The sequence below is a fragment of the Terribacillus jepli genome, assembly GCF_047228925.1.
Taxonomy (GTDB): Bacteria; Bacillota; Bacilli; order Bacillales; family Amphibacillaceae; genus Terribacillus.
Genome location: NZ_JBFEGH010000001.1, coordinates 1 through 21,293, shown reverse-complemented (window position 1 = coordinate 21,293; position 21,293 = coordinate 1). Strand labels below are relative to the sequence as shown.

The following is a 21,293-nucleotide window of genomic DNA, read 5'->3' as shown; positions in this document are numbered from 1 at the left end:
AAAAGAACGTTTAGAAACGAAAGGATAGGTAAGAAAGCCCGGAGTGAGGTGCTTATCCTCGTGCAGGGATTTATCGCCTATACCGCAGTTTCTGTTCTTTGCAGCTAGACAAAAAAGAAAAGCGGAAAAGACCATAGTCTTTTCCGCTTTTTTGCATATTTTCATGCTGATAAGTAAACCCTAAAGTTGGAATTGCATATCATACTTGCATAATTAACTGGAATTAGCTATTCTGTAGGAAGAATAACAACAACGTGATGATAGGAACTAGTAACTGACAGCATGCTTATAGAGAGTCGATGGCTGGTGGGAATCGATGCAGGGCTGTGAGTGAATCCATCCTGGAATGGTATGGAGACATACCCGGTACAAACCGTTATCTTGCCGAGCCGGAAGATATCTTTATCTTCAACCAGGGTGGTATCGCGGGTGAAACATCTCGTCCCTTTTCTATAGGGATGGGATGTTTTTTTGTTCAAGAAAAAAGGAGGAAGACATATGCTGGATATGAAATATCTACGTTCAAACTTTGAAGAAGTAAAACAGAAACTCACAAATCGCGGTGAAGATCTGACTGACCTTGATAAATTCGGGGATTTGGATGAACGTCGCCGTAAGCTTATCAATGATACCGAAGAATTGAAGGCGAAACGTAATGAGGTATCAAAACAGATAGCTGTTCTAAAAAAAGAAAAGCAGGATGCCGATGCCCAAATCAAAGAGATGCGCGAAGTAGGCGATCAAATCAAAGCGTACGATGAGGAGCTTAGAGCCGTTGAAAGCGAGCTGGAAACGCTATTGCTCTCCATCCCGAATATTCCGCATGAGAGCGTCCCTGTGGGCGAATCTGAGGACGATAACGTGGAAGCACGCAAATGGGGAGAAGTGCAGCAGAAGGACTTCGAAGAAAAAGCGCACTGGGACCTTGCAGCTGATTTGGAGATTCTGGACTTTGAACGCGCTGCAAAAGTGACAGGAAGCCGTTTTGTATTCTATAAAGGCTTAGGAGCCCGCTTGGAGCGTGCTTTGATTAACTTCATGATGGATCTTCATGCCGATGAGCATGGTTATCAGGAAATGCTACCGCCATATATGGTGAACAGAACGAGCATGACTGGTACTGGTCAGCTGCCAAAATTCGAAGAAGATGCCTTCAAGTTGGACGGCTGGGATTACTTCCTTGTACCGACAGCGGAAGTTCCGGTAACAAACTACTATCGTGAAGAAATCCTCAAAGGTGATCAGCTGCCGCAGAAATTTGCTGCATTCAGTGCTTCCTTCCGTTCTGAAGCTGGTTCTGCCGGCCGTGATACACGCGGTTTGATCCGTCAGCATCAGTTCAACAAAGTAGAGCTTGTACAGTTCGTCAAACCGGAAGATTCTTATCAAGTGCTTGAGGAAATCACAGGACATGCTGAAAAAGTATTGCAGCTATTGGGTCTGCCATACCGTGTCATGAGCATGTGTACAGGTGACCTTGGCTTCACAGCTGCGAAGAAATATGATCTTGAAGTTTGGCTGCCTAGCAGCGGTACGTATCGCGAGATTTCTTCTGTATCCAATTTTGAGGACTTCCAAGCGCGTCGTGCTGGTATCCGTTTCAAACGCGATGACAAGAGCAAGCCTGAGTTCGTCCATACGTTGAATGGTTCCGGTTTGGCCTTGGGACGGACAGTTGCTGCCATCTTGGAAAACTACCAGCAAGCAGACGGTTCTGTGAAAATTCCGGAAGTGCTAGTACCTTATATGGGTGGCAAGACAGAGATTCGCTAAGCGCAGACCTTGACAGGAATGATGAAAATATGGTGAGATAGCTTTTGGAGACAAAAGCATGGAGGGGTACCCAAGTCCGGCTGAAGGGATCGGTCTCGAAAACCGACAGGGGCCTGTTTAAGGCTCGCGGGGGTTCAAATCCCCCCTCCTCCGCCATTTTTTATATTTTATTGACATACGGCATTTCAATATGGTATATTATTCTTTGTCTTACGGAGGAATACCCAAGTTTGGCTGAAGGGATCGGTCTTGAAAACCGACAGGGGCTTAACGGCTCGCGGGGGTTCGAATCCCTCTTCCTCCGCCATTTTTTATTAACGCATAAAATTGGAGATATAAAATCGTTACGTTTCTCGTAACGATTTTTTTTATATATTTTTTTTATATATTGACTTCTTTACGGAAGCGTCAGATAATACACCAAACTTGTTTCACGTGGAACGGAGGCACTTATGAAGAAAATTGCATTTATAGGCGCTGGTGCAATGGCAGAAGCGCTCGTAAAAGGATTAATCGCAGCGGAGCAGCTGCCGGCGGAAGCTATCTGGCTGACAAATCACGCTAATGAAGGACGATTGCAGGAACTGCATACTGGATATGGGGTGTCAGTTACAAGGAATCGTACAGATCTCCTGAAAGATGCAGACGTCATTATTTTATCAATGAAGCCGAAAGATGTGGAAGCCGCCATGCTATATTTGAAAGAAGCGAAACTTAAGCCGGGACAAATTGTAGTATCCGTACTGGCTGGGATTCACACTTCGTTTCTGGAAAAATATCTGCCAGAGGGGCAGCCTGTAGTTCGGGTGATGCCAAACACGTCTGCCACGATTTTGGAAGCTGCAACGGCTGTAGCCGCAGGAGTTCACGCAGATAGCCATGATATGCAAGCTGTGATCAGTCTGTTTGAAACTGTGGGGACAGCGGTCCAAGTGGAGGAAGATGAGATGGATGCTGTTACTGCCATCTCCGGCAGTGGCCCAGCCTATCTTTATTACATGATGGAGGCGTTGGAGGAAGCGAGTACCCAGGTCGGCTTGGATGAATCAATTGGCAAACAGCTGCTGATACAGACATTCAAAGGTGCGGCAAAGATGCTCGAGCAATCCGACCTCACTCCAGCTCAGTTGCGTGCGAATATCACCAGTGCAGGTGGTACGACAGCAGCGGGAATCGGTGTATTGGATGAGCAAGGCGTGAAAGCAGCCATTCAAGCTTGTGTACAAGCTGCTGCTGCCCGTTCCAAGGAAATGGGACAAGCTTTTACAAAATAAAAAATCCGCCATTGCTGGCGGATTTTTTATTTAGAAGGCTGGCGTGATGTCCATTTGCGGGAGTGCTGAATGAAATGGCCGACCTTTTCTAGAATCGGTTCGATGGATGTATTCGGATTATAGAGATCATAGTCTGCTATATTGACTCGCAATACCGGACAAGCATTGAAATCATTGATCCATTTTTCATAGCGGCTGAACATCTCTTCCCAATAGCTGATTGGCGTTTGCTGTTCCATTTCCCGGCCACGCTGTTTGATCCGGCTGATGATATGATCGAAGGACCCTTCCAAGTAGATCAGTAGATCAGGATGCGGGAAGTATGGCGTCATGACCATGGCATCAAAGAGGGAACGGTATGTTTCATAATCTACCTTGGACATATTTCCTTCTTCATACGCCATTCTGGCAAAGATGCCAGTATCTTCATAGATGGAACGGTCTTGGATGAAGCCGCCGCCATATTCGAAGATCCTTTTTTGTTCTTTGAAGCGTTCTGCCAGGAAGTAAACTTGGAGATGAAAACTCCAGCGTTCAAAATCAGCATAATATTTGTCCAAGTAAGGATTTCCGTCCACTTTCTCAAAGCTTGTACGGAAATTCAGTGCCTCAGACAAGGCCTGTGTCATAGTCGATTTTCCAACGCCGACTGTACCTGCGATAGTGATGACGCTATCTGCGGGAATTTGATATTTCTCTCTAAGGTTCATGATGATGTTACTCCTTTATCCAAGTGAGAGGAGATCCTGTCACAGATATAATTCCAATCCTGTTCGTTCTTCACGAAATCCAATTTATCCCCATTTAAACGAAGGACAGGTATATGCGGGTTCTCTTTTTCGAATCGATCCATGAATGCCCGGTAATCAGAGGTTAATTGTTTCAAGTAATCGGGCTGGATATTTTGTTCTGCTTCCCGTGCACGCTTTTCAATCCGTGCCAGCAGCGTCTCCAGATTGGCATCCAAGTAGATAACCATGTTAGGTAACGCGATATCTTCTGTCAAAATAGAGAAGATCTTGCTGTATTTATCAAACTCCGATGCAGCTAGTGTACGTTGGGCAAAGATCATATTTTTAGCGATATGATAGTCTGCAACCACCGGCCGATTCTGGGAAAGATAGTCTTTGCGAATGTCATTCAGCTGTTTGTATCGATTTGTCAAAAAGAACATTTCCAGCTGGAAGCTCCATTCTTCGATGTTCTCGTAGAATTTACCGAGAAACGGATTTTCTTCCACGATTTCTTTCAGCAATTCATACTGAAAATGATCCGCGATTCTTTTAGCCAATGATGTCTTTCCGACACCGATTGGGCCTTCCACTGCAATAAATGGCAGCTCGTGCATGATGTATCCTCCAAACTCAAAACGTTGTATGGCAAATAAATATAGTTTACCATAGAAGGGTGCTTGCTTCGACAAGGTGAAGGAAGAAATCAGTGGAAAAAGCGACAGACTTTGCAAGCTTCGATGATTGGGGTATAATATAATTTGTCGTGGCTCCGTAGCTCAGGGGATAGAGCATCGGTTTCCTAAACCGTGTGTCGCAAGTTCGAATCTTGCCGGGGCCGTCCGTATATGTAAACAAAGCCACAGCCCGGGAAGGCTGTGGCTTTTTTAGAACTTATAGAGAAAAAAGGGACTGATGATCACAATCAGGATCACGCAGATGACAGCTGCTGTCCCTTTCTTATTATTTGATTTATAAATAGTGTAGCAAAACAACCCAGTATAGATAGTGATGAAAATCACCATGAGCCCCATAAAAAAGAACTGCATCAATCTCGTACCCTTCTTAAATCAGATTCCCGCAGGATCTTACCGAATTCCAGGCTTTTTACTGATAGATGGAGCCTAATATTGGCATTCGGATAGATTTTATTCGACCAGTCTGCTTTCTCATATTCCTTAATCGTCAGGAACTTTTTCCTGATATGCAAGGACCAGTAGAATGGCTCCAGTTTATATTCATCCTGTGTTTTTCTTATAAATTTATTTGCTCTTTCTTCCATCTGATTTTGCAGGGAATCACGCAAAATCTTTCTTTTTCGTGAATCAATCATATAACTCTCTGTGCTCGGTACTGCAAAGATATTCATATGCGCATTTACATACACATCGATATTGGTTTTACTGTTCGGTTTATAGTCTATTTTCACTTTCACTTTATCTAATTGAATTCGGCCAGCTACATCGAATTCGGGCCTAAGGGGATCTGTATAAGTTGCTATTATATCTTGCTGGGGCAACGTTGTATCAAACATCAAGGCGTAGCGTGTTTCTTCCCCGGATATAATATCAATCATCTTTCCTTCCCTGAATACTGCAGATCCCATGAACTGCGTGAAGTTACCCCCCTTCAGTGGTACCTCTCCAGCTTTATAATGATCTTCCCCTCCATACTCATCCGATGGATCTCTTTTCGTTGTGGCAAATGGTGCGATGAAAAGATCCGCATCTCCTTCCGTGATTTGAAAAAAACGAACTAGTGGAGCATCTGGTATGACGCCTGTTTCTTTAGCTCGATCGAGCATGTACTGATAATATTTGTGCGGGCGGGATTCCATTTTGGGCTTGTTATTCCTTATGAATTCCTCCGCCTTTTCCTTACTGACAACCAGCTGTGCGTTAAGTTTTAAATCGACTGTACTTGGTGCAGTTTGCATCAGGTGGATGAATTGATTTGACCTGGCAAGTTTTTGTGAAACGATGACTACACGTACTTGATCCAATGTAATTTCTTTCGCGACGGATGCATTGGCTGCACTTGTGGCTGAAAGAAAATCAGTCCCTAATACGCTTATGATTTCCTCGACAGGTTCTGGTGTCGCCGGTCCTGAAAAAGTGCTTCCTACTTCTGGATTCGCTATTTCGAATGTGAATCTGAATATGCCTTCCTCTTCAGTTTTATCGACGCCGATACTGATGACATAGGCCTGCTCTTCCAATTCTTTACGGTCAAAGCAGCCACTTAAAAGGCCAACCATTTGTACAAGCAGCAGAATAAGGACAAGCTTTTTCATGCTTTTCTACCTTTCCAATAGGACGCTCCCCATAACAAAAAAGGAAAGAGGAAGAAGAGAGGCGTCACCATTTGCAATGTCATTTCCCTCAAAATCAATTCATTGACTACAAAACTAGGTGGAATAAGGGAAATGATCATGGCTATGAATCCTAATGGCAGCAGCAGTCCTTCGAAGCGTTTGATTTCAAAGATTGCCCCGAAGATCCAGCACAGCAAATACAGGAAAATGATAAAACGCAAGAAGTTGGAGAACATCCAGCCGACCATGAAAAGAGTGCTGATGTTTGTGAAAAAGTGACCAAGTGTAACAATTTCTGTCGATTCCTGATAAAGAAAAGCAATGTTGTTGATGGAGTTATAATCGAACATTATTGCATATATGACATAGAAGGAAACAATCAGAATAAAAGAAAGACTGCTTCCCAAATAGATACCGCCTCGAAAATATTTTGTTTGATGGAAAGCCTGGTAGGCTATCGTAATCAGGAATAACTCCAAAAAGGCACTTGACTTGGAGATGCCTTCGATTAGTACCGTGTTGACTCCGCCGCCAAAAATAGGAAATACCCGTGATAATACGGCATCTTTCAGATCCACTGCAAGGACAGCGATGATGGTCACGACTATGACGGGAGTGAGTGCCCAAGCCAGACTGCCAATCGTCTCAAATCCTTTAAGAGCAACAAGTATGCAAATGCCGAGGAAGAGGACATACAGGACAAGCGTTGGCGAATTCGGAAAGTATAAGTAGTTGATTTCTTCCATGACATTGCGCATGTCTGTAAACATAGCGACGAATCCGCTTATGAAAATCAGTAATGCGAGCAGGGTGCCAGCTTTCTTGCCGATCAAGTGGAAAATCAGCTCCACAAGATTATATTTTTCATATTTCTTCAGTAAATACATGAGAACCAAAAACGGACCTAATAGAAAGAGAAAAGAGATTATCGGAACAATCCATATAGCATTCTGAGCTTTATCTGCAAAAAGGGCGGGTGTTGTATCGCCACCTTTCAAACCGACTAACATAAAGATCATTGCAACTAGCTCACGGATGCGTAATGGTTTTTTATTGAGTTCCATATCGATAACCTCCCTTCAATATTTATCCCAGTCTTTTGGATCCAGGAATCCAGGTCTCCACTTTTCCTTTTTCATTATCATGCGGAAGAATGTATCCCGTGCTGATTTGTTTGTTGGAGTAGCAGGTGCGTAATAACTCACACCAAACGAATTAATGGATACTACATAGGCTACCCAAAGTAGAATTGCTCCCAGCAGGCTGAGCAGTCCATATATACTAGCTGCGACTATAAAGAGGAATCTGGAAATTCGTAAAGTGTGGTTGATACTATAGTTTGCAGCGGTGAATGAGGATAAGCCGCTTAAAGCAACGATGATAACGACTATAGGGCTTACAATGTTTGCCTCGACTGCTGCCTGTCCGAGAATCAAAGCCCCGACAATTCCGATAGTCGGCCCAAGCGGTGAGGGAATCCTAACCCCTGCTTCCCGAATCAACTCGAACGCGATTTCCATCAAGAGGATTTCGAAGACAATGGGCATCGGAACTCGTTCCCTGCTGGATGCAATAGCTAGAAGCAAGTCGATCGGGATGAGCTGACTATGATAATTTGTTATTGCAACATAAGTAGCAGAAACAAATAAAGTGATAAAATATGCACCAGCTCTTATTAATCTGCTGTAATTCCCAAAAGCCCATCTTAAATATCGATCTTCCGGTGAATGGAAAAATGACCAGATGGTGGCAGGGGCGATAAGACAGGATGATGAGTTATCCATAAGGATGGCAATATAGCCTTCAGTAATATAGTTTGCTGCGTTATCCGGCCGTTCTGTATACAGCAACGTAGGAAACAAGGATGTCGGTCTTTCCTCGATGAATTGTTCCAGGATTTCGATATTTCGGATATTATCGACGGTAATATCTTTGATCCGTTGTTTGACATTAGCTAATACCTCATCGTTAACTAAATCGCGTGCATAAATCAATGAGACAGCCATAGCAGGTCTTGTACCAACACTGATATTTTCGACGATTAAGTCTTTGGAAGGTATCTGCTTCCGGAAAATGGATACATTTGTCGGTAAAGATTCAGTGAACGATTCTTTCGGACCTTTTACAGTCTTTTCATTGTCCGGTTTTTCCACGGCGCGATGTTTGAAGTCATCGATTTTCACTTCAAATCCTTCGCTCAACCCATCTTTAAAAATGATGACACTGCCTGCATTCAAGCCTTTTTCTACTTCTCCCATGTTTGTCACAGAACTTATATTGCCTACTGTGACTATGCGGGATATTGGATGGTCTTTTTTTGTCTTAAGCAAAGGTGTCACGATATGTTCATCCAGTTGTTTCGTATCTACTATGGTGGAATAGTAAAAAATATGGTATTTTCCGGTCGATCCTCGCAGTTCTCTGGAATTGAAGTCGTAATTTATGCCATATAAAAATTGTTCTTCAAGATAAGTGACATTATTTTTTATGCTTCTCGATATTTTTGTGTTTTTTCGCTTTTCCACTGCTTCTGTCTTCTTTTTCTGCCAAGGAAACATCACCGATCACCTCACCTTCGTTTTTTTAGTGTGTCTAATCGATTTTTTTTTATGAACGGATAACACGATTGGTACCTATCTTTCGATAATAGATACAGAATGGGTTGTGAAATTGTGACATCAACCGCTTTTATCTAGTACAAGGCTGCATAAGGTACCACATGGCAGTCAAAAAAAGAAAGGGAGATGGTCGAATGGTGAAAATTTATGTAGATCCAGGACATGGAGGATCAGATCCAGGAGCGGTAGCAAACGGAATCCAGGAGAAGAATGTGGTTTTGGCAATCGGCACATCGATCCGGAATATCCTGCAGCTGGAATACGAGAATGCCGAAGTTCGCATGTCACGAACAGGGGACACATTCCCGTCGCTTAGCCAGCGTACGAATGATGCCAATGCTTGGGGCGCCGATTTCTTCCTCAGCATTCACGTCAATGCTGGCGGAGGAACCGGTTATGAGGACTATATTTATACGACACTATCAGACAGCTCTGCAACGGGGGTAATGCGTGCGCGGATTCATGAGGAAGTGATGAAGCTGAATGGAATGTCTGACCGCGGCAGGAAAAAGGCGAATTTTCATGTGCTTCGGGAAACAGCAATGCCTGCTGTGTTGACGGAAAATGGTTTTATCGACAATAGTGCTGATGCTGCGAAGATGAAATCCAATGCATGGATTCAGAACGTAGCAAGAGGACATGTGAATGGCCTGGAGAGAGCACTAGGTCTGCGGAAGAAATCAGGTTCGGGTTCCACGTTCTTGATTCGAGTGAAAGTCGCTTCCTTGTACTATTATGATGCGCCGGATTGGAATGCGCGTGCTGGTACGGTGAGTCAAGGAGAAGTATTCACCGTGGTGGAGACACTTACCGTCAATGGATCGACAATGTACAGACTGAAGAGCGGGAATTATATAACAGCGAACCCGCAATATGTAGAAATCGTGTAACACAAAAATGGCTGCCTGATGGCAGCCATTTTGCGTTAGAAATTTAGGGGAAATCTAATGAGATAAGTGTAGCACGAAAATTGCCGAAAAAGGGCACTCTTCTGACTTTCCCAAGTTCCCTTGGCAACCTGTCAGTTTATCTGAAGGCAGGACGGTCACTTTCTTATCGATGGTCAGAATTCTCCTTCAGTTTACCTGCTGTATCCTGCAGGCTTCCTTTTGCTTTGTCTTTTTTGCCGTCTGCCTGCATTCCTTTATCGTTCTTAGCATTCCCGATTTGGTCTTTTGCTTCTCCTTTTACTTTTGATACCGCACCTTTTACTTTATCGCCTAGACTTTGTTTGTTTTCAGCCATTTGTAATCCACTCCTTTTTGAAATGTATATAAATCTCTTCCCGCTTAGAAAAATCATAAACTTTTTCATAGTTAGGAGTTTAGAATCTGTTAGGGAGGGTATAGTATTATCAGGTATCCCCCATACCACTAATCTGCTAAGTGTAAGAAAAGGTCTGCTCTTTCATAGAGTGGACCTTTTTGCGTTTGTACCCTCCCATATGGTGGAAAACAACCACTAGGAATAAAAAGAGGAGGATGAAAGTGGAGACACATGAACTTTATATCAATGGACGTTTTGTTGCCTCTGAGTCAGGAGAGACGATTGATATTTTTAACCCGGCTACAGAAGAGATCATTTCGAAGATCCCTAAAGCAACGGAAGAGGAAGTGGATCAAGCTGTGAAAGGAGCTGCTTTGGCTCAGAAGGAGTGGGAGCAGATACCGGCGATCGAACGGGCAAAAATTGTACGCCAGCTAGGAGATGAGCTGGAAAAACGGAAGGACACTTTTGTTTCATTGCTGCAGCAGGAACAAGGGAAGAACTACGAGCTTGCTAATGGCGAAGTGGATATGGCGATCGATTTCTTCCGCTACACTTCCGAATGGGCTCGCCGGATCGAAGGCGATATCGTGCCGAGTGATCGACAGAATGAAAATATCCTCATTTACAAGAAGCCAATCGGGGTTGTAGCTGGTATCGTGCCATGGAACTTCCCGGTGTTCATTCTGGCACGTAAGGTTGCCCAAGCTCTGACAGCAGGCTGTACACTTGTACTGAAACCAAGTCAGCAAACGCCGAATACAGCTTATGAATTTACGAAAATGGTGGATGAATTGGGTATCGTGCCAGACGGCGTGTACCAGTATGTGACAGGGACCGGATCCGCATTGGGGAATCAGCTCGCTTCTCATCCGAAAGTGGACATGATCTCGATCACCGGTAGTGTGACAGCGGGAACGAAGGTAATGGAAGCCGCAGCACAGAATATCACCAAGGTCAATCTTGAGCTTGGCGGTAAAGCACCTGCCATCGTGACGGCAAATGCAGATTTGGATTTGGCAGTGGAGCAGATCAAAGCTTCCCGTCTGCTGAACAACGGCCAGACGTGCACGAACGCAGAGCGCGTCTATGTGCATGAAAGTGTCGCGGAAGAATTCACGGAAAAACTAAAAACAGCATTCGAAGGAGTATCATACGGTAATCCCGTCAAGAATCGTGATGTAGAAATGGGACCGCTTGTGAGTCAAAGTCGACTGGAAACGGTGGAGGAGATGGTGGCTGCTGCAAAAGAGGAAGGTGCCGATTGTATCATTGGGGGTAAAAGAGCAGAAGCAGACAACGGCTATTTTTATGAGCCGACTATCCTGACAAATGTTCAGCATGACTCCGATATCATCAAGAATGAAATTTTCGGACCTGTTGTCCCAATCGTAACATTTACCGACCTGGAAGAAGCAATTGAAATGGGTAACGATACGGATTATGGTCTTTCTTCTTCTGTTTACACAGAGGATATCCATGAAGCGATGAAAGTGATCAACGAGCTCAAGTTCGGTGAAACATATGTAAATCGCGAAAATATGGAAGCCGTTCAAGGGTATCATGCTGGAATCCGTAAATCGGGTCTCGGTGGTACCGATGGCAAGCATGGTATCGAGGACTTCCTCATCACTCAGGCTGTGTATTTGCAATATAAGAGATAACTTAGGGGCACCCGTGGTAGGAGCGGGTGCTTAATTTTATGTTTTTACTTTGTTTGGTAAGGAAAACAAGGTACAATGGAAATAACCTACTTGCTTTGCTGATGCAGACAGAGGCTTTTTTATTCGTGTTTATTGTAAACGCTTACAAAAATATAGGGAAGGATGTCGAATCATGAAAATGTTAGCACCTCTCGCTGGAAAGCACAATGTATCGGATTTTGAAGCACTACGTCAGTCGTTTGAGTGGAGTCAAATGGAGCGGGATTTCTCCTGGTTTAACACAGGCAAATTGAATGCTGCTTACGAAGCTGTCGATCGACATGCAGAAAATCCAGCAAAAGCAGATCAGCTTGCCTTGATTTATCAGGATGGAGAAACAGAAGAGAAGTGGACGTTCAAACAAATGAAAGAACGCAGCAACCAGGCAGCTAATATGCTGAAAGCCCTTGGTGTAACAAAAGGTGATCGTGTTTTCCTATTCATGCCGCGCTGTCCTGATTTTTACGCAAGTTTTTTTGGCATTCTCAAAAATGGGGCTGTAGCTGGTCCTTTGTTTGAGGCTTTCATGGAACAGGCGGTAGAAGATCGGCTGAAAGACAGCGGAGCCAGTGTTTTGATTACCACTGCCGAACTGCTGCCACGTGTGAACAGAGCCGAACTCCCGGATTTGGAAGCAGTCATTGTGCTCGGCTGTGAATCATCGGAGGGACTGCATGACTACACTGAATTGATGGATAAGGCATCGACTGAATTCGAGCCCGTTTGGTTGGATAAAGAAGATGGCATGCTGCTGCATTATACCTCTGGCTCAACCGGTAAGCCAAAAGGTGTCTATCATGCACATCGGGCGATGATCCAGCATTATGCTACTGGCAAATGGATTCTTGATTTACAGGAGGACGATGTGTACTGGTGTACGGCAGATCCCGGCTGGGTGACGGGAACGAGTTATGGCATCTTTGCTCCGTGGCTGAATGGGGCAACGAATGTCATTGCCGGCGGACGTTTCACGCCTGAGGCTTGGTATAAGATCATCGAAAAACATAAAGTGACAGTTTGGTATACAGCTCCGACTGCATTGCGTAAGCTGGCGGCAGCAGGTGATGAGGTTGCCCGTTCACATGATATGTCCTCGCTTCGTCATGTCCTCAGTGTCGGGGAACCTCTCAACCCGGAAATCATTTATTGGGCGGAAGAAGTGTACGGCAAACGCATCCATGATACATGGTGGATGACAGAAACAGGTGCCATGCTCATCGTCAATCATCCAACGCTTCCGATCAAACCGGGTGCGATGGGAAAACCGATTCCAGGAGTAGAAGCTGCCATCATCGATGATGCAGGGAATGTACTGCCGCCGCATACAAGCGGTAATCTGGCAGTGAAAGCTGGCTGGCCATCGATGATGAAAACTATCTGGGGCAATCAGGAAAAATTCGATAGCTATTTCATCAATGGCTGGTATGTATCAGGTGACAGTGCCAAAGTGGATGAAGAGGGTTATTTCTGGTTTGAAGGGCGTTTGGATGATGTCATCAATACATCCGGAAAATTGGTTGGTCCTTTTGAAGTGGAGAGCAAGTTGATCGAGCATCCGGCAGTCACGGAGGCTGCCGTGATCGGGAAGCCGGACGAAGAACGCGGGGAAATCATCAAAGCCTTCATCACTTTGGATAAGGGACATAAAGACTCCATGGAGCTGCGTGAAGAACTACGATTGTTCATCAAAAAAGGGCTGAGTGCCCACGCTGCTCCAAGGGAAATCGAAATCGTCACCTCCATTCCGAAGACAAGAAGTGGCAAGATCATGCGCCGACTATTGCGGGCGAAAGAATTGGGTCTGCCGCTTGGAGATACATCCACGTTGGAGGAATAACAGGTTTAATCGACAGCTCACGTGGAATCATACATTGTGTGATACTTTTAAAAAGGAGTGTTGGACAATGGCTAAAATTGCTACTGTGATTACCGATTCTTTTGAAGATGTCGAATACACCGATCCAGCAAAGGCGTTCCAGGAAGCTGGGCATGAAGTGACAACGATCGAGTTTGAAGCAGGTAAAAGTGCGAAAGGTAAGCAAGGGGAAGCGACGGTTTCCATCGATAAAGGTATCGATGACGTCAAACCAGAAGATTTTGATGCCCTCTTCATTCCGGGAGGTGGCTCACCTGATAATCTTCGTGCGGATGATCGGTTTGTGAATTTTGCGAAGCACTTTATGGAGGAGAAAAAGCCGGTATTGGCAATCTGTCATGGCCCGCAGCTGCTGATAACTGCTAAGACACTTGAAGGTCGCAAAGCGACAGGCTATAAATCCATTCAGGTGGATATGGAATATGCCGGGGCAACTGTGGAAGACAAGGAAGTTGTCGTTTGTCAGAATCAGCTGGTTACAAGCAGACAGCCGGATGATATTCCGGCATTCATCGACGAATCTTTGAAGTTATTGAAATAAGAGCGGATAATGACTCCCGGCAAAAATGCCGGGAGTTTTTCATAGGAGGGAGAATATGATCGTTCGAGAAAGCGGGGAAGGGAAGCTGGTGTTGATACCACAGCATGCACATGCGACTATTTCCGGGGAAATAGCCAGGCATTGGCGAAAGGATGACCCCGAATCACCGATTCTGCGTCCAGAGGCAATCATGGCAATCGAACAGCATGATAGGGCTTGGATTCCATTAGATGAGGTACCAAAAAAAAGACCTAATGGAGACGGGTATTACAGTTTTGTTGATTATCCTTTGACGGATAAGCTTCGTGCGTATCAGCAAGGCGTCATGGAAGTGCGTGAACAATCCCGGTATGCAGCTATTTTATGCAGCAGGCATTACTGCTCCTTTTTTTCGGATGATACAGATGATGAACGGATTAAAGCATTCCTGGATCGAGAAGAAGGTTTGCAGCAAGCTGACAGACAGACTCTCTCGTCAGCTGAACAAGCAACATTGGATATCGATCAGAAGTTCCTATCCTTTTGTGATGATGTTTCCCTTTACTTGTGTATGAATAAGCCAGGAGTGGCGAAACAAAGTGAAGTGAACTGGTTCCGGGATGGATTCAAGGAACGATTCTCTTTTGCTGATAAGATCACGGGGGAATGGGTATCAACCGACGAGGTCAGGCTGATGCCGTCTCCGCTTGAATTCCCTGTGCGGATCGTCATTCCGCAAATCATAGTGGAAGGAAATGGTTACAAGAAAGAGAAACTCTGGATAAAGGTGACATAAAAAAGAGCAGTTTTGATACTGCTCTTTACAATTTCCTGATAATGAAGTTATCGGTAAGCAATAGCCAGTTTTGAGGAAAGGACAGGCCAAGCTTCCAATAAGCGATGCCGCGTAAGTTCAACTCCTTGATCAAGTCGAATTTTGCCTGGATGGAACGGGCATCCTCGAACCATACCTCATGTTGCGCACCATCTGCATCGGTATAGTTGAAAAAGGGCGCTTGTGCTGTTGTGTCGTATTGAATCGCAGCATTATTTTCGCGGGCGATGGCAATGGCCCGCTGCGGACTGACGGCTTTGGCATAGTCTCCTCCGGGTTCATAAGGAAGTGTCCAATCATAGCCATATAAATTTTGTCCCATCACGATCTTGTCGGCGGGCATTTCAGTTAGCGCATATTCCACTACATCCCGTACATTCGGTAAAGGAGAAACCGCGAGTGGCGGTCCGCCGCTATATCCCCATTCATAAGTCATCAAAATGACGAAATCGACAATTTCTCCATGCGCAGCATAATCATGTGCTTCATACCATTGCCCTTGCTGTGTCGCGCTCGTCTTGGGGGCCACTGCTGTCGAAACGCGTAGTCCCTCAGGTCGAAGTCTGGCAACGGCCCGCCTGAGAAAATTATTATAGTCTTCCCGATTTTCCGCAGGCAGGAATTCAATATCAAAGTGCACTTCACGGAAGCCAACATCCCTGGCCGTATTGATGATATTTGTAAACAAGCGATCCTGGACTGAAGTGACAGTGACAATACGGGCTCCCAGCTCAGCACTGAATTCCCCATTTTCAATTGTTGAGATAGCTAAGCTTAAGGTAGTGTTGTTATTTTGTGCTATGGTGGCAAATTCATTTAATGGCGGGGCAGTGAGGTTTCCTTCTCGATCTACTCGATAGCTGAATGGCATCAGATAAGTGAGATAAGGGGCGCGTTGTCTTGCTGCATTCTCCAAAGTCTGAGATACAGTATTTCCTGTTGGCTCGATGTAGGCATTTGACTCAATCTGCCTCTTTGGTTTGGCGGGCAAATAAAGACGCTGCCCTGGCTGCAAGAGTGCTGATGGTGAGATATTATTGATACGGGCAAGCTCTGCAACTGATAAATCATTTCTGCCGGCAATGGCGTAAAGACTGTCACCTGCTTGGACATAATAGAATGAGCCGATGATTGGGATCACCATCGCTTGACCAACGACAAGATCATTAGGAGCTTCCAATTCGTTTGCGGTAATCAATTCCTGACTTGTTGTACCATAACGGCTTGCGATGCCGGCCAATGTATCACCAGCCTGCACTGTGTATATTTGCAAAACGACTCCTCCTTTTAAAAGCCTCTGTAGAAAAGCTATGCCCAGGGGAGGCGTCGTATGTCAAATTTGATCTATGTTTGCATTTAGAGTTGTTTCAATGACACGCAGTGCATCATCATTTTGTTCTTTTGTATTGGATGCAACACAGTTTCTCGGCACATCAAGCTTAAATTCACGCATATGGGCATCATTGGCTGAGAAAATGATGCAGATATTGCCGGCGACACCTGCCAGAATGACGTGATTGCAATCAAGCTCTTTCAATAAAGATGGGAGCGATGTCTGGAAGAATGCAGAGTGCTTTGGTTTCAAAAGAAAATAATCGTCTTCATTGGGCATCATCGAGTCGATGATCTCTTTATTGGCTTCATTCCTGCAATAATCCGCAATCTTTTTGAAGTTATCCTGCCAAATGCCATAGTGATCATTCACGAAGATGACTGGCCAGTCATTCTCTTTTGCATTCTGCCGTAGCTTCTCCCAGTTAGGGAGGATCGCCTTTGCATTCACCAGCAGCTTATCACCGCCGGGGAAATCAAAATTGTTGAACACATCTATAAACAAGACAGCTTTATGGTCACTCATGATAATTCCCCTTTACTTCGTAGTAGGAAGCTTCTTATACTTATACATTATCAACTTTACGTAATTTGAAACCTTTGGATAGAAATGTGGGAGATAACTATGACGACTGATGCTTATTGGATGGAGCAAGCGATAAAAGAAGCAAAACGTGCCGAGCATCTCGGGGAAGTACCAATCGGGGCGATAATCGTGAAGGACGGGGAAATCATCGCTTCTGGATTCAATCTCAGAGAGACGACCCAGCAGGCACATTCTCATGCCGAAATGCATGCCATCCAAGCTGCCAATGAAAAAATCGGCAGCTGGCGGCTGGAAGATTGCGATCTGTATGTGACACTCGAGCCATGCCCGATGTGTGCAGGAGCCATCATCCAATCACGTATCCGCCGCGTCATATTCGGTGCTTATGATCCAAAAGCAGGCTGTGCAGGCTCTTTATATAATTTACTGGAAGACAATCGGTTCAATCACCAAACAGAAGTGACAGGCGGTGTGTTGCAGGAAGAATGCGGCGGGCTGCTGACGTCGTTCTTCCGGGAGTTGCGCAAGCGGAAATCTGAAAAAAACAGCCGGGATTGATTTTTTTTCATAAACAAGCTATACTATAAAGTGCGCTATCGAAGCGCCTAACTTTATTCACAACTTAGCCGTGCTAAGCGGGGAGGTAGCGGTGCCCTGTACTCGCAATCCGCTGTAGCGAGGCCGAATTCCCACCCGAGGTAATGCGGCTTTAAGGTCTGCCATAAGGAATTGGTGTTGACACCCGGGTCCTGCGCAACAGGAACCTGTGAACCCTGTCAGGTCCGGAAGGAAGCAGCAGTAAGCAGTCTCTCCTGTGTGCCGCGGGGAAGCCTGGGTCGAGCCATGAACTTATGTAACGCTTAGATCTGTATTATCGACGGTGGGTGCACGGCGCTTAACCAATAAACAATCAGAGTCCTTGCCATTTGGTAAGGGCTCTTTTTATACATGTAGTATCCATAACTTAATTCCGTTATAATGAAGGAAGAATGAAAAAAGGAGCGCGGCGTGATGAGTTATCAAGCGTTATACCGTGTCTGGAGACCGAGGACATTTGCTGATGTCGTAGGCCAGGAGCCAATCATCCGGACTTTGAAGAATGCGATCATGCAGGATAAATTTTCGCATGCCTACTTGTTTTCCGGTCCGCGTGGTACCGGGAAGACAAGTGCGGCGAAGATTTTTGCAAAGACCATCAACTGTGAACATGCACCGGTAGAGGAAGCATGCAACGAGTGTGCTGCTTGCAGAGGTATCCAGGATGGTTCGATTGCGGATGTGATCGAAATTGATGCAGCATCCAATAACGGTGTCGAACAGATACGGGACATCCGGGACAAAGTGAAATATGCTCCAAGTGCGGTTAAATATAAAGTGTACATCATCGATGAAGTGCATATGCTCTCGATCGGGGCGTTCAATGCACTTCTCAAAACATTGGAGGAGCCGCCGAAACATGTGGTCTTCATCTTGGCTACAACAGAGCCTCATAAGATTCCGCTGACGATCATTTCCCGATGTCAGCGTTTCGATTTCAAACGCATCAACCAGCAGGCGATGGTAAACAGGATGCAAGAGATATTGGAGAAGGAACAAATCACAGTATCCGATGATGCAGTGGAATCTGTTGCACTCGCGGCAGAAGGCGGAATGCGGGATGCTCTCAGTTTGCTCGATCAGGCAATATCCTATAGTGAAGATGTCGTGGAACTTGCTGATGTGCTTGCTGTTACCGGTGCTGTATCACAGGACCGACTGACAGAGGTCATCCGGGCATGTGCAAGACAAAATGTCCAAACCGCCCTGGAACAAGTTGATATGCTGATTCAGGATGGGAAGGACCCGGGAAGATTCGTTTTTGATCTTATTTATTACTTACGGGATTTACTTATGTTCCAAAGTGCCCCTGGTATGGAGAACATCCTTGAACGCGTACTGGTAGACGATAATTTCAAGCAGCTGGCAGAGGAAGTTGACGGGGATTGGATCCAGGAAGCGATTGTAGAGCTTAATCGCTGTCAGCAGGAAATCAAATGGGCAAATAGTCCGAAAGTATTCGTAGAGATAGCGATTCTGCACATTGCCGACCAAAGTGCTCCTACAGCTAGCATTGAGGCCGAGGCTGTACAGCAGCTTACGCGCAAAATTTCTCAGCTGGAACAGGAATTGAAGCAATTGAAACAGCAGCCGCAAGCTGCTGCAGCCCCTGCTGAACAGCCTAAACGTCCAGCAAGGACAGGAAGCAAAAACAGTTATCGTATTCCGTTTGAGCGCATACGCCAAGTATTGTCGGATGCAACGAAGGATGAGCTGAAGCTTGTGGCTGAGCACTGGGCAAGCTTCATGGATGCCTTGAAGCGGCAAAGTGCCCCTGCTCACGCTACGATCCTTAACAGCAAGCCAAGAGCAGCTTCGCAGAATGCACTTATCATCGGCTTCAAATATGAGATCCACTGTTCGCTTGCCTTGGAACATAAAGACACGATAGAATCATTATTAGCAGAACGGATCGGGCACCAAGTTACGGTGATTCCGATTCCGGAGGCAAATTGGACAGAACTGCGGGAAGATTTTCTGAAGAATCAAAAGCAGCAGGATTCAGATGAGGATACAAAGCAGGAGGAAGACCCGATTATTTCGGAGGCTAGGAAGCTGGTCGGAGATGACTTACTCGAAATAAAAGAATGACAATCAATCAAGGAGGGATTTTCCATGCGTGGTGGTGGGAATATGAACAATATGATGAAACAAATGCAGAAAATGCAGAAGAAAATGATGCAGGCTCAGGAAGAGCTATTCGAAATGACTTTCGAAGCAACTGCAGGCGGCGGTGCTGTAAAGGTAGTCGCCAATGGTAAAAAGGAAATCACCGATGTAGTGATCCAGGAAGAAGTAGTAGATCCGGATGACGTAGAAATGCTTCAGGATCTGATTATCTCTGCTACCAATGAAGTGTTGAAGCAAGTTGATGAAAAATCCAACCAAACAATGGGGCAGTTCACCAAAGGGTTACCTGGAGGAATGTTCTAGGAGGAAACTGAATAGATGTATTATCCCGAACCGATTTCGAAGCTGATCGACAGTTTTACTAAATTGCCTGGAATCGGACCAAAGACTGCCGTACGTCTTGCGTTTCATGTGCTTAGTATGAAGGAAGATGACGTCATGGATTTTGCGAAGGCTTTAGTGAATGCCAAACGTGAATTGACCCACTGCAGTATCTGCGGTCATATCACCGATCAGGATCCTTGTAGTATTTGTCAGGATGAATCAAGAGATGGCTCTCTCATTTGTGTCGTGCAGGATCCAAAAGATGTCATTGCCATGGAGAAGATGCGGGAATTCAATGGGAAGTATCATGTACTGCATGGTGCCATTTCTCCTATGGATGGCATCGGGCCCGAGGATATTAACGTCCCATCGTTATTAAACCGTCTCAAGGATGAGGAAGTGAAGGAATTGATCCTAGCTACGAATCCCAACATAGAAGGCGAAGCGACGGCAATGTATATATCCAAGCTAGTCAAACCATCTGGTATACGAACAACTAGGATTGCACACGGCCTGCCAATGGGTGGAGATCTGGAATATGCAGATGAAGTCACCCTTTCCAAGGCGATGGAAGGCAGAAGAGAACTGTAAAGCAGGTGAGATAATGGCTGGCAGAAGATTGAAGAGATCCGACGTGGACAAAGAGTTGTTAGAAGGTATATTCAAAATGAAAAATGATTGGATGAGCATCCGATCCATAATAGAGAGAAGTGTCGATGCCAGTGAAATGGGGCAGTATGATTTAAAAGTGGCGCAAGCCAAATATCTGTTCATGCTTCGTGAAGCTAGACACCGTAATTTGAACGCATTGCGTACTTGACGCAATGCGTGTTCTTTTTTCTTGTCCGTATTCATAATGTAGAAAAGCAGGACAAGTTAAAGGAGAGATGAATTATGTCTTATGCAATCATCGGAGTACTGTTGGCAGCTGTGGTGGTCCTACTCATTTCAGGAACGTCTGGAAAGCTGTTCAGCTTAATACTTAAAGGTTCGATTAGAGTGATATTAGCTGTCTTTCTATTATTTTTATTCAATGTAGTAGGTGCGCTTGCCGGACTCCACATCCCGATAAACGCATCAACGGCGGTGTTGGTAGGTATATTAGGACTCCCGGGCTTAGCATCCCTAGCTGCAATTCAATATTTTTTATTATAAAGACTTGCATTATGCCCATAAACGTGATAAATTATTCAAGTCGCTTCGGAACGGAGCTGATGAAACAAAAAAACATGTTGACAACGCAAGTCAAAACATGATATGATGTTCTAGTCGCCAAATGAGCGATGAAACGAAATTGATCTTTGAAAACTGAACAAAACAACCAATTACGAACTAAACGATATGATCATTAAGATCAACGTCAGCTCTAACGAGCACAAAGCATCAACACTTTCATGGAGAGTTTGATCTTGGCTCAGGACGAACGCTGGCGGCGTGCCTAATACATGCAAGT

21 protein-coding genes, 3 tRNA genes, 1 rRNA gene, 1 other RNA gene and 1 other annotated feature are annotated in these 21,293 nt (G+C 45.0%); of the genes, 18 read left to right on the top strand and 8 right to left on the bottom strand.

The window, feature by feature from the left end; genetic code table 11:
• Positions 1-248: 248 nt before the first annotated feature.
• Positions 249-450, top strand: a binding site (T-box leader).
• 48 nt (positions 451-498) lie between these two features.
• The 4 genes from serS (at position 499) to proC (ending at position 3,047) form a co-directional block, all read left to right on the top strand.
• Entirely contained in the window at positions 499-1,773 is a 1,275-nt protein-coding gene (gene serS / locus AB1K91_RS00130) for a serine--tRNA ligase (RefSeq protein ID WP_413087315.1), read from the top strand.
• A gap of 60 nt (positions 1,774-1,833) precedes the next feature.
• Positions 1,834-1,929 (top strand) — tRNA-Ser (locus AB1K91_RS00125).
• Between the two features lie 58 nt (positions 1,930-1,987).
• Positions 1,988-2,080, top strand: a tRNA-Ser gene (locus tag AB1K91_RS00120).
• A 145-nt stretch (positions 2,081-2,225) separates the two neighbouring features.
• On the top strand, positions 2,226-3,047 hold the full coding sequence (gene proC, locus AB1K91_RS00115; protein ID WP_413087314.1) for a pyrroline-5-carboxylate reductase: 822 nt from the start codon (positions 2,226-2,228) through the stop codon (positions 3,045-3,047).
• A gap of 26 nt (positions 3,048-3,073) precedes the next feature.
• On the opposite strand, the gene AB1K91_RS00110 is transcribed toward proC, so the two are convergent.
• Positions 3,074-3,757 carry a deoxynucleoside kinase gene (locus tag AB1K91_RS00110; RefSeq protein ID WP_413087313.1) on the bottom strand — a complete coding sequence of 228 codons (684 nt, stop codon included), beginning with the start codon at positions 3,755-3,757 and terminating at the stop codon, positions 3,074-3,076.
• On the bottom strand, positions 3,754-4,395 hold the full coding sequence (locus AB1K91_RS00105; RefSeq protein WP_413087312.1) for a deoxynucleoside kinase: 642 nt from the start codon (positions 4,393-4,395) through the stop codon (positions 3,754-3,756). The genes AB1K91_RS00110 and AB1K91_RS00105 overlap by 4 nt, the downstream gene beginning before the upstream one ends.
• A 151-nt stretch (positions 4,396-4,546) precedes the next feature.
• Between AB1K91_RS00105 and AB1K91_RS00100 the strand changes: the two genes are divergently transcribed.
• Positions 4,547-4,619 (top strand) — tRNA-Arg (locus AB1K91_RS00100).
• 207 nt (positions 4,620-4,826) lie between these two features.
• Here AB1K91_RS00100 and AB1K91_RS00095 read toward each other — a convergent pair.
• The 3 genes from AB1K91_RS00095 to AB1K91_RS00085 are packed head-to-tail and all read right to left on the bottom strand — an operon-like array spanning position 4,827 to position 8,650.
• Positions 4,827-6,071, bottom strand: coding sequence for a Ger(x)C family spore germination protein (locus AB1K91_RS00095; RefSeq protein ID WP_413087311.1), 1,245 nt, complete (start codon positions 6,069-6,071; stop codon positions 4,827-4,829).
• Complete coding sequence (locus tag AB1K91_RS00090) at positions 6,068-7,156, bottom strand: GerAB/ArcD/ProY family transporter (RefSeq protein WP_413087310.1); 1,089 nt, start codon at positions 7,154-7,156, stop codon at positions 6,068-6,070. Before AB1K91_RS00090 ends, AB1K91_RS00095 begins: the two co-directional genes overlap by 4 nt.
• Before the next feature lie 15 nt (positions 7,157-7,171).
• Positions 7,172-8,650, bottom strand: a complete 1,479-nt coding sequence (locus AB1K91_RS00085) for a spore germination protein (RefSeq protein WP_413087309.1) — start codon at positions 8,648-8,650, stop codon at positions 7,172-7,174.
• 194 nt (positions 8,651-8,844) lie between these two features.
• Here AB1K91_RS00085 and AB1K91_RS00080 point away from each other — a divergent pair, with 194 nt between their 5' ends.
• Positions 8,845-9,600 (top strand): N-acetylmuramoyl-L-alanine amidase, encoded by a 756-nt coding sequence (locus AB1K91_RS00080; protein ID WP_413087308.1) that lies wholly within the window; start codon positions 8,845-8,847, stop codon positions 9,598-9,600.
• A gap of 163 nt (positions 9,601-9,763) precedes the next feature.
• Here AB1K91_RS00080 and AB1K91_RS00075 read toward each other — a convergent pair whose 3' ends face one another.
• Positions 9,764-9,955 (bottom strand): CsbD family protein, encoded by a 192-nt coding sequence (locus tag AB1K91_RS00075; RefSeq protein WP_413087307.1) that lies wholly within the window; start codon positions 9,953-9,955, stop codon positions 9,764-9,766.
• Positions 9,956-10,197: 242 nt separating this feature from the next.
• Here AB1K91_RS00075 and aldA point away from each other — a divergent pair, with 242 nt between their 5' ends.
• The 4 genes from aldA to AB1K91_RS00055 all read left to right on the top strand — a co-directional run bounded on the left by aldA (position 10,198) and on the right by AB1K91_RS00055 (position 14,871).
• Positions 10,198-11,640 carry an aldehyde dehydrogenase gene (gene aldA, locus AB1K91_RS00070; RefSeq protein ID WP_413087306.1) on the top strand — a complete coding sequence of 481 codons (1,443 nt, stop codon included), beginning with the start codon at positions 10,198-10,200 and terminating at the stop codon, positions 11,638-11,640.
• A gap of 172 nt (positions 11,641-11,812) precedes the next feature.
• Positions 11,813-13,516, top strand: coding sequence for an acetate--CoA ligase (gene acsA / locus AB1K91_RS00065; protein ID WP_413087305.1), 1,704 nt, complete (start codon positions 11,813-11,815; stop codon positions 13,514-13,516).
• A 67-nt stretch (positions 13,517-13,583) separates the two neighbouring features.
• On the top strand, positions 13,584-14,096 hold the full coding sequence (locus AB1K91_RS00060) for a type 1 glutamine amidotransferase domain-containing protein (protein WP_413087304.1): 513 nt from the start codon (positions 13,584-13,586) through the stop codon (positions 14,094-14,096).
• 55 nt (positions 14,097-14,151) lie between these two features.
• A complete protein-coding gene (locus tag AB1K91_RS00055; protein ID WP_413087303.1) occupies positions 14,152-14,871 on the top strand; it encodes a DUF3891 family protein in 720 nt (239 codons plus the stop codon).
• 25 nt (positions 14,872-14,896) lie between these two features.
• Here the strand turns inward: AB1K91_RS00055 and AB1K91_RS00050 are convergent, their stop codons facing one another.
• Both AB1K91_RS00050 and AB1K91_RS00045 read right to left on the bottom strand, forming a co-directional pair.
• On the bottom strand, positions 14,897-16,183 hold the full coding sequence (locus tag AB1K91_RS00050) for a glycoside hydrolase family 18 protein (RefSeq protein ID WP_413087302.1): 1,287 nt from the start codon (positions 16,181-16,183) through the stop codon (positions 14,897-14,899).
• A gap of 60 nt (positions 16,184-16,243) precedes the next feature.
• Complete coding sequence (locus tag AB1K91_RS00045; protein WP_413087301.1) at positions 16,244-16,768, bottom strand: cysteine hydrolase family protein; 525 nt, start codon at positions 16,766-16,768, stop codon at positions 16,244-16,246.
• Positions 16,769-16,867: 99 nt separating this feature from the next.
• On the opposite strand from AB1K91_RS00045, the gene tadA reads away from it, so the two are divergent.
• The 8 genes from tadA to AB1K91_RS00005 form a co-directional block, all read left to right on the top strand.
• Positions 16,868-17,347, top strand: coding sequence for a tRNA adenosine(34) deaminase TadA (gene tadA, locus AB1K91_RS00040; protein ID WP_413087300.1), 480 nt, complete (start codon positions 16,868-16,870; stop codon positions 17,345-17,347).
• 68 nt (positions 17,348-17,415) lie between these two features.
• An RNA gene (gene ffs / locus AB1K91_RS00035) (signal recognition particle sRNA large type) lies at positions 17,416-17,681 on the top strand.
• Positions 17,682-17,800: 119 nt separating this feature from the next.
• Positions 17,801-19,477 carry a DNA polymerase III subunit gamma/tau gene (gene dnaX, locus AB1K91_RS00030; RefSeq protein ID WP_413087299.1) on the top strand — a complete coding sequence of 559 codons (1,677 nt, stop codon included), beginning with the start codon at positions 17,801-17,803 and terminating at the stop codon, positions 19,475-19,477.
• A gap of 24 nt (positions 19,478-19,501) precedes the next feature.
• Positions 19,502-19,819 (top strand): YbaB/EbfC family nucleoid-associated protein, encoded by a 318-nt coding sequence (locus AB1K91_RS00025; protein WP_095222150.1) that lies wholly within the window; start codon positions 19,502-19,504, stop codon positions 19,817-19,819.
• Between the two features lie 15 nt (positions 19,820-19,834).
• Complete coding sequence (recR, locus tag AB1K91_RS00020) at positions 19,835-20,431, top strand: recombination mediator RecR (protein ID WP_413087298.1); 597 nt, start codon at positions 19,835-19,837, stop codon at positions 20,429-20,431.
• A gap of 13 nt (positions 20,432-20,444) precedes the next feature.
• Positions 20,445-20,660: a YaaL family protein gene (locus AB1K91_RS00015; protein ID WP_413087297.1), complete on the top strand. Its 216-nt coding sequence runs from the start codon at positions 20,445-20,447 to the stop codon at positions 20,658-20,660.
• A gap of 74 nt (positions 20,661-20,734) precedes the next feature.
• The gene (locus AB1K91_RS00010; protein WP_413087296.1) at positions 20,735-20,995 is read left to right on the top strand and encodes a pro-sigmaK processing inhibitor BofA family protein; all 261 of its coding nucleotides are present in this window, start codon (positions 20,735-20,737) and stop codon (positions 20,993-20,995) included.
• 236 nt (positions 20,996-21,231) lie between these two features.
• Positions 21,232-21,293, top strand: a 16S ribosomal RNA gene (locus AB1K91_RS00005); the annotation flags it as partial.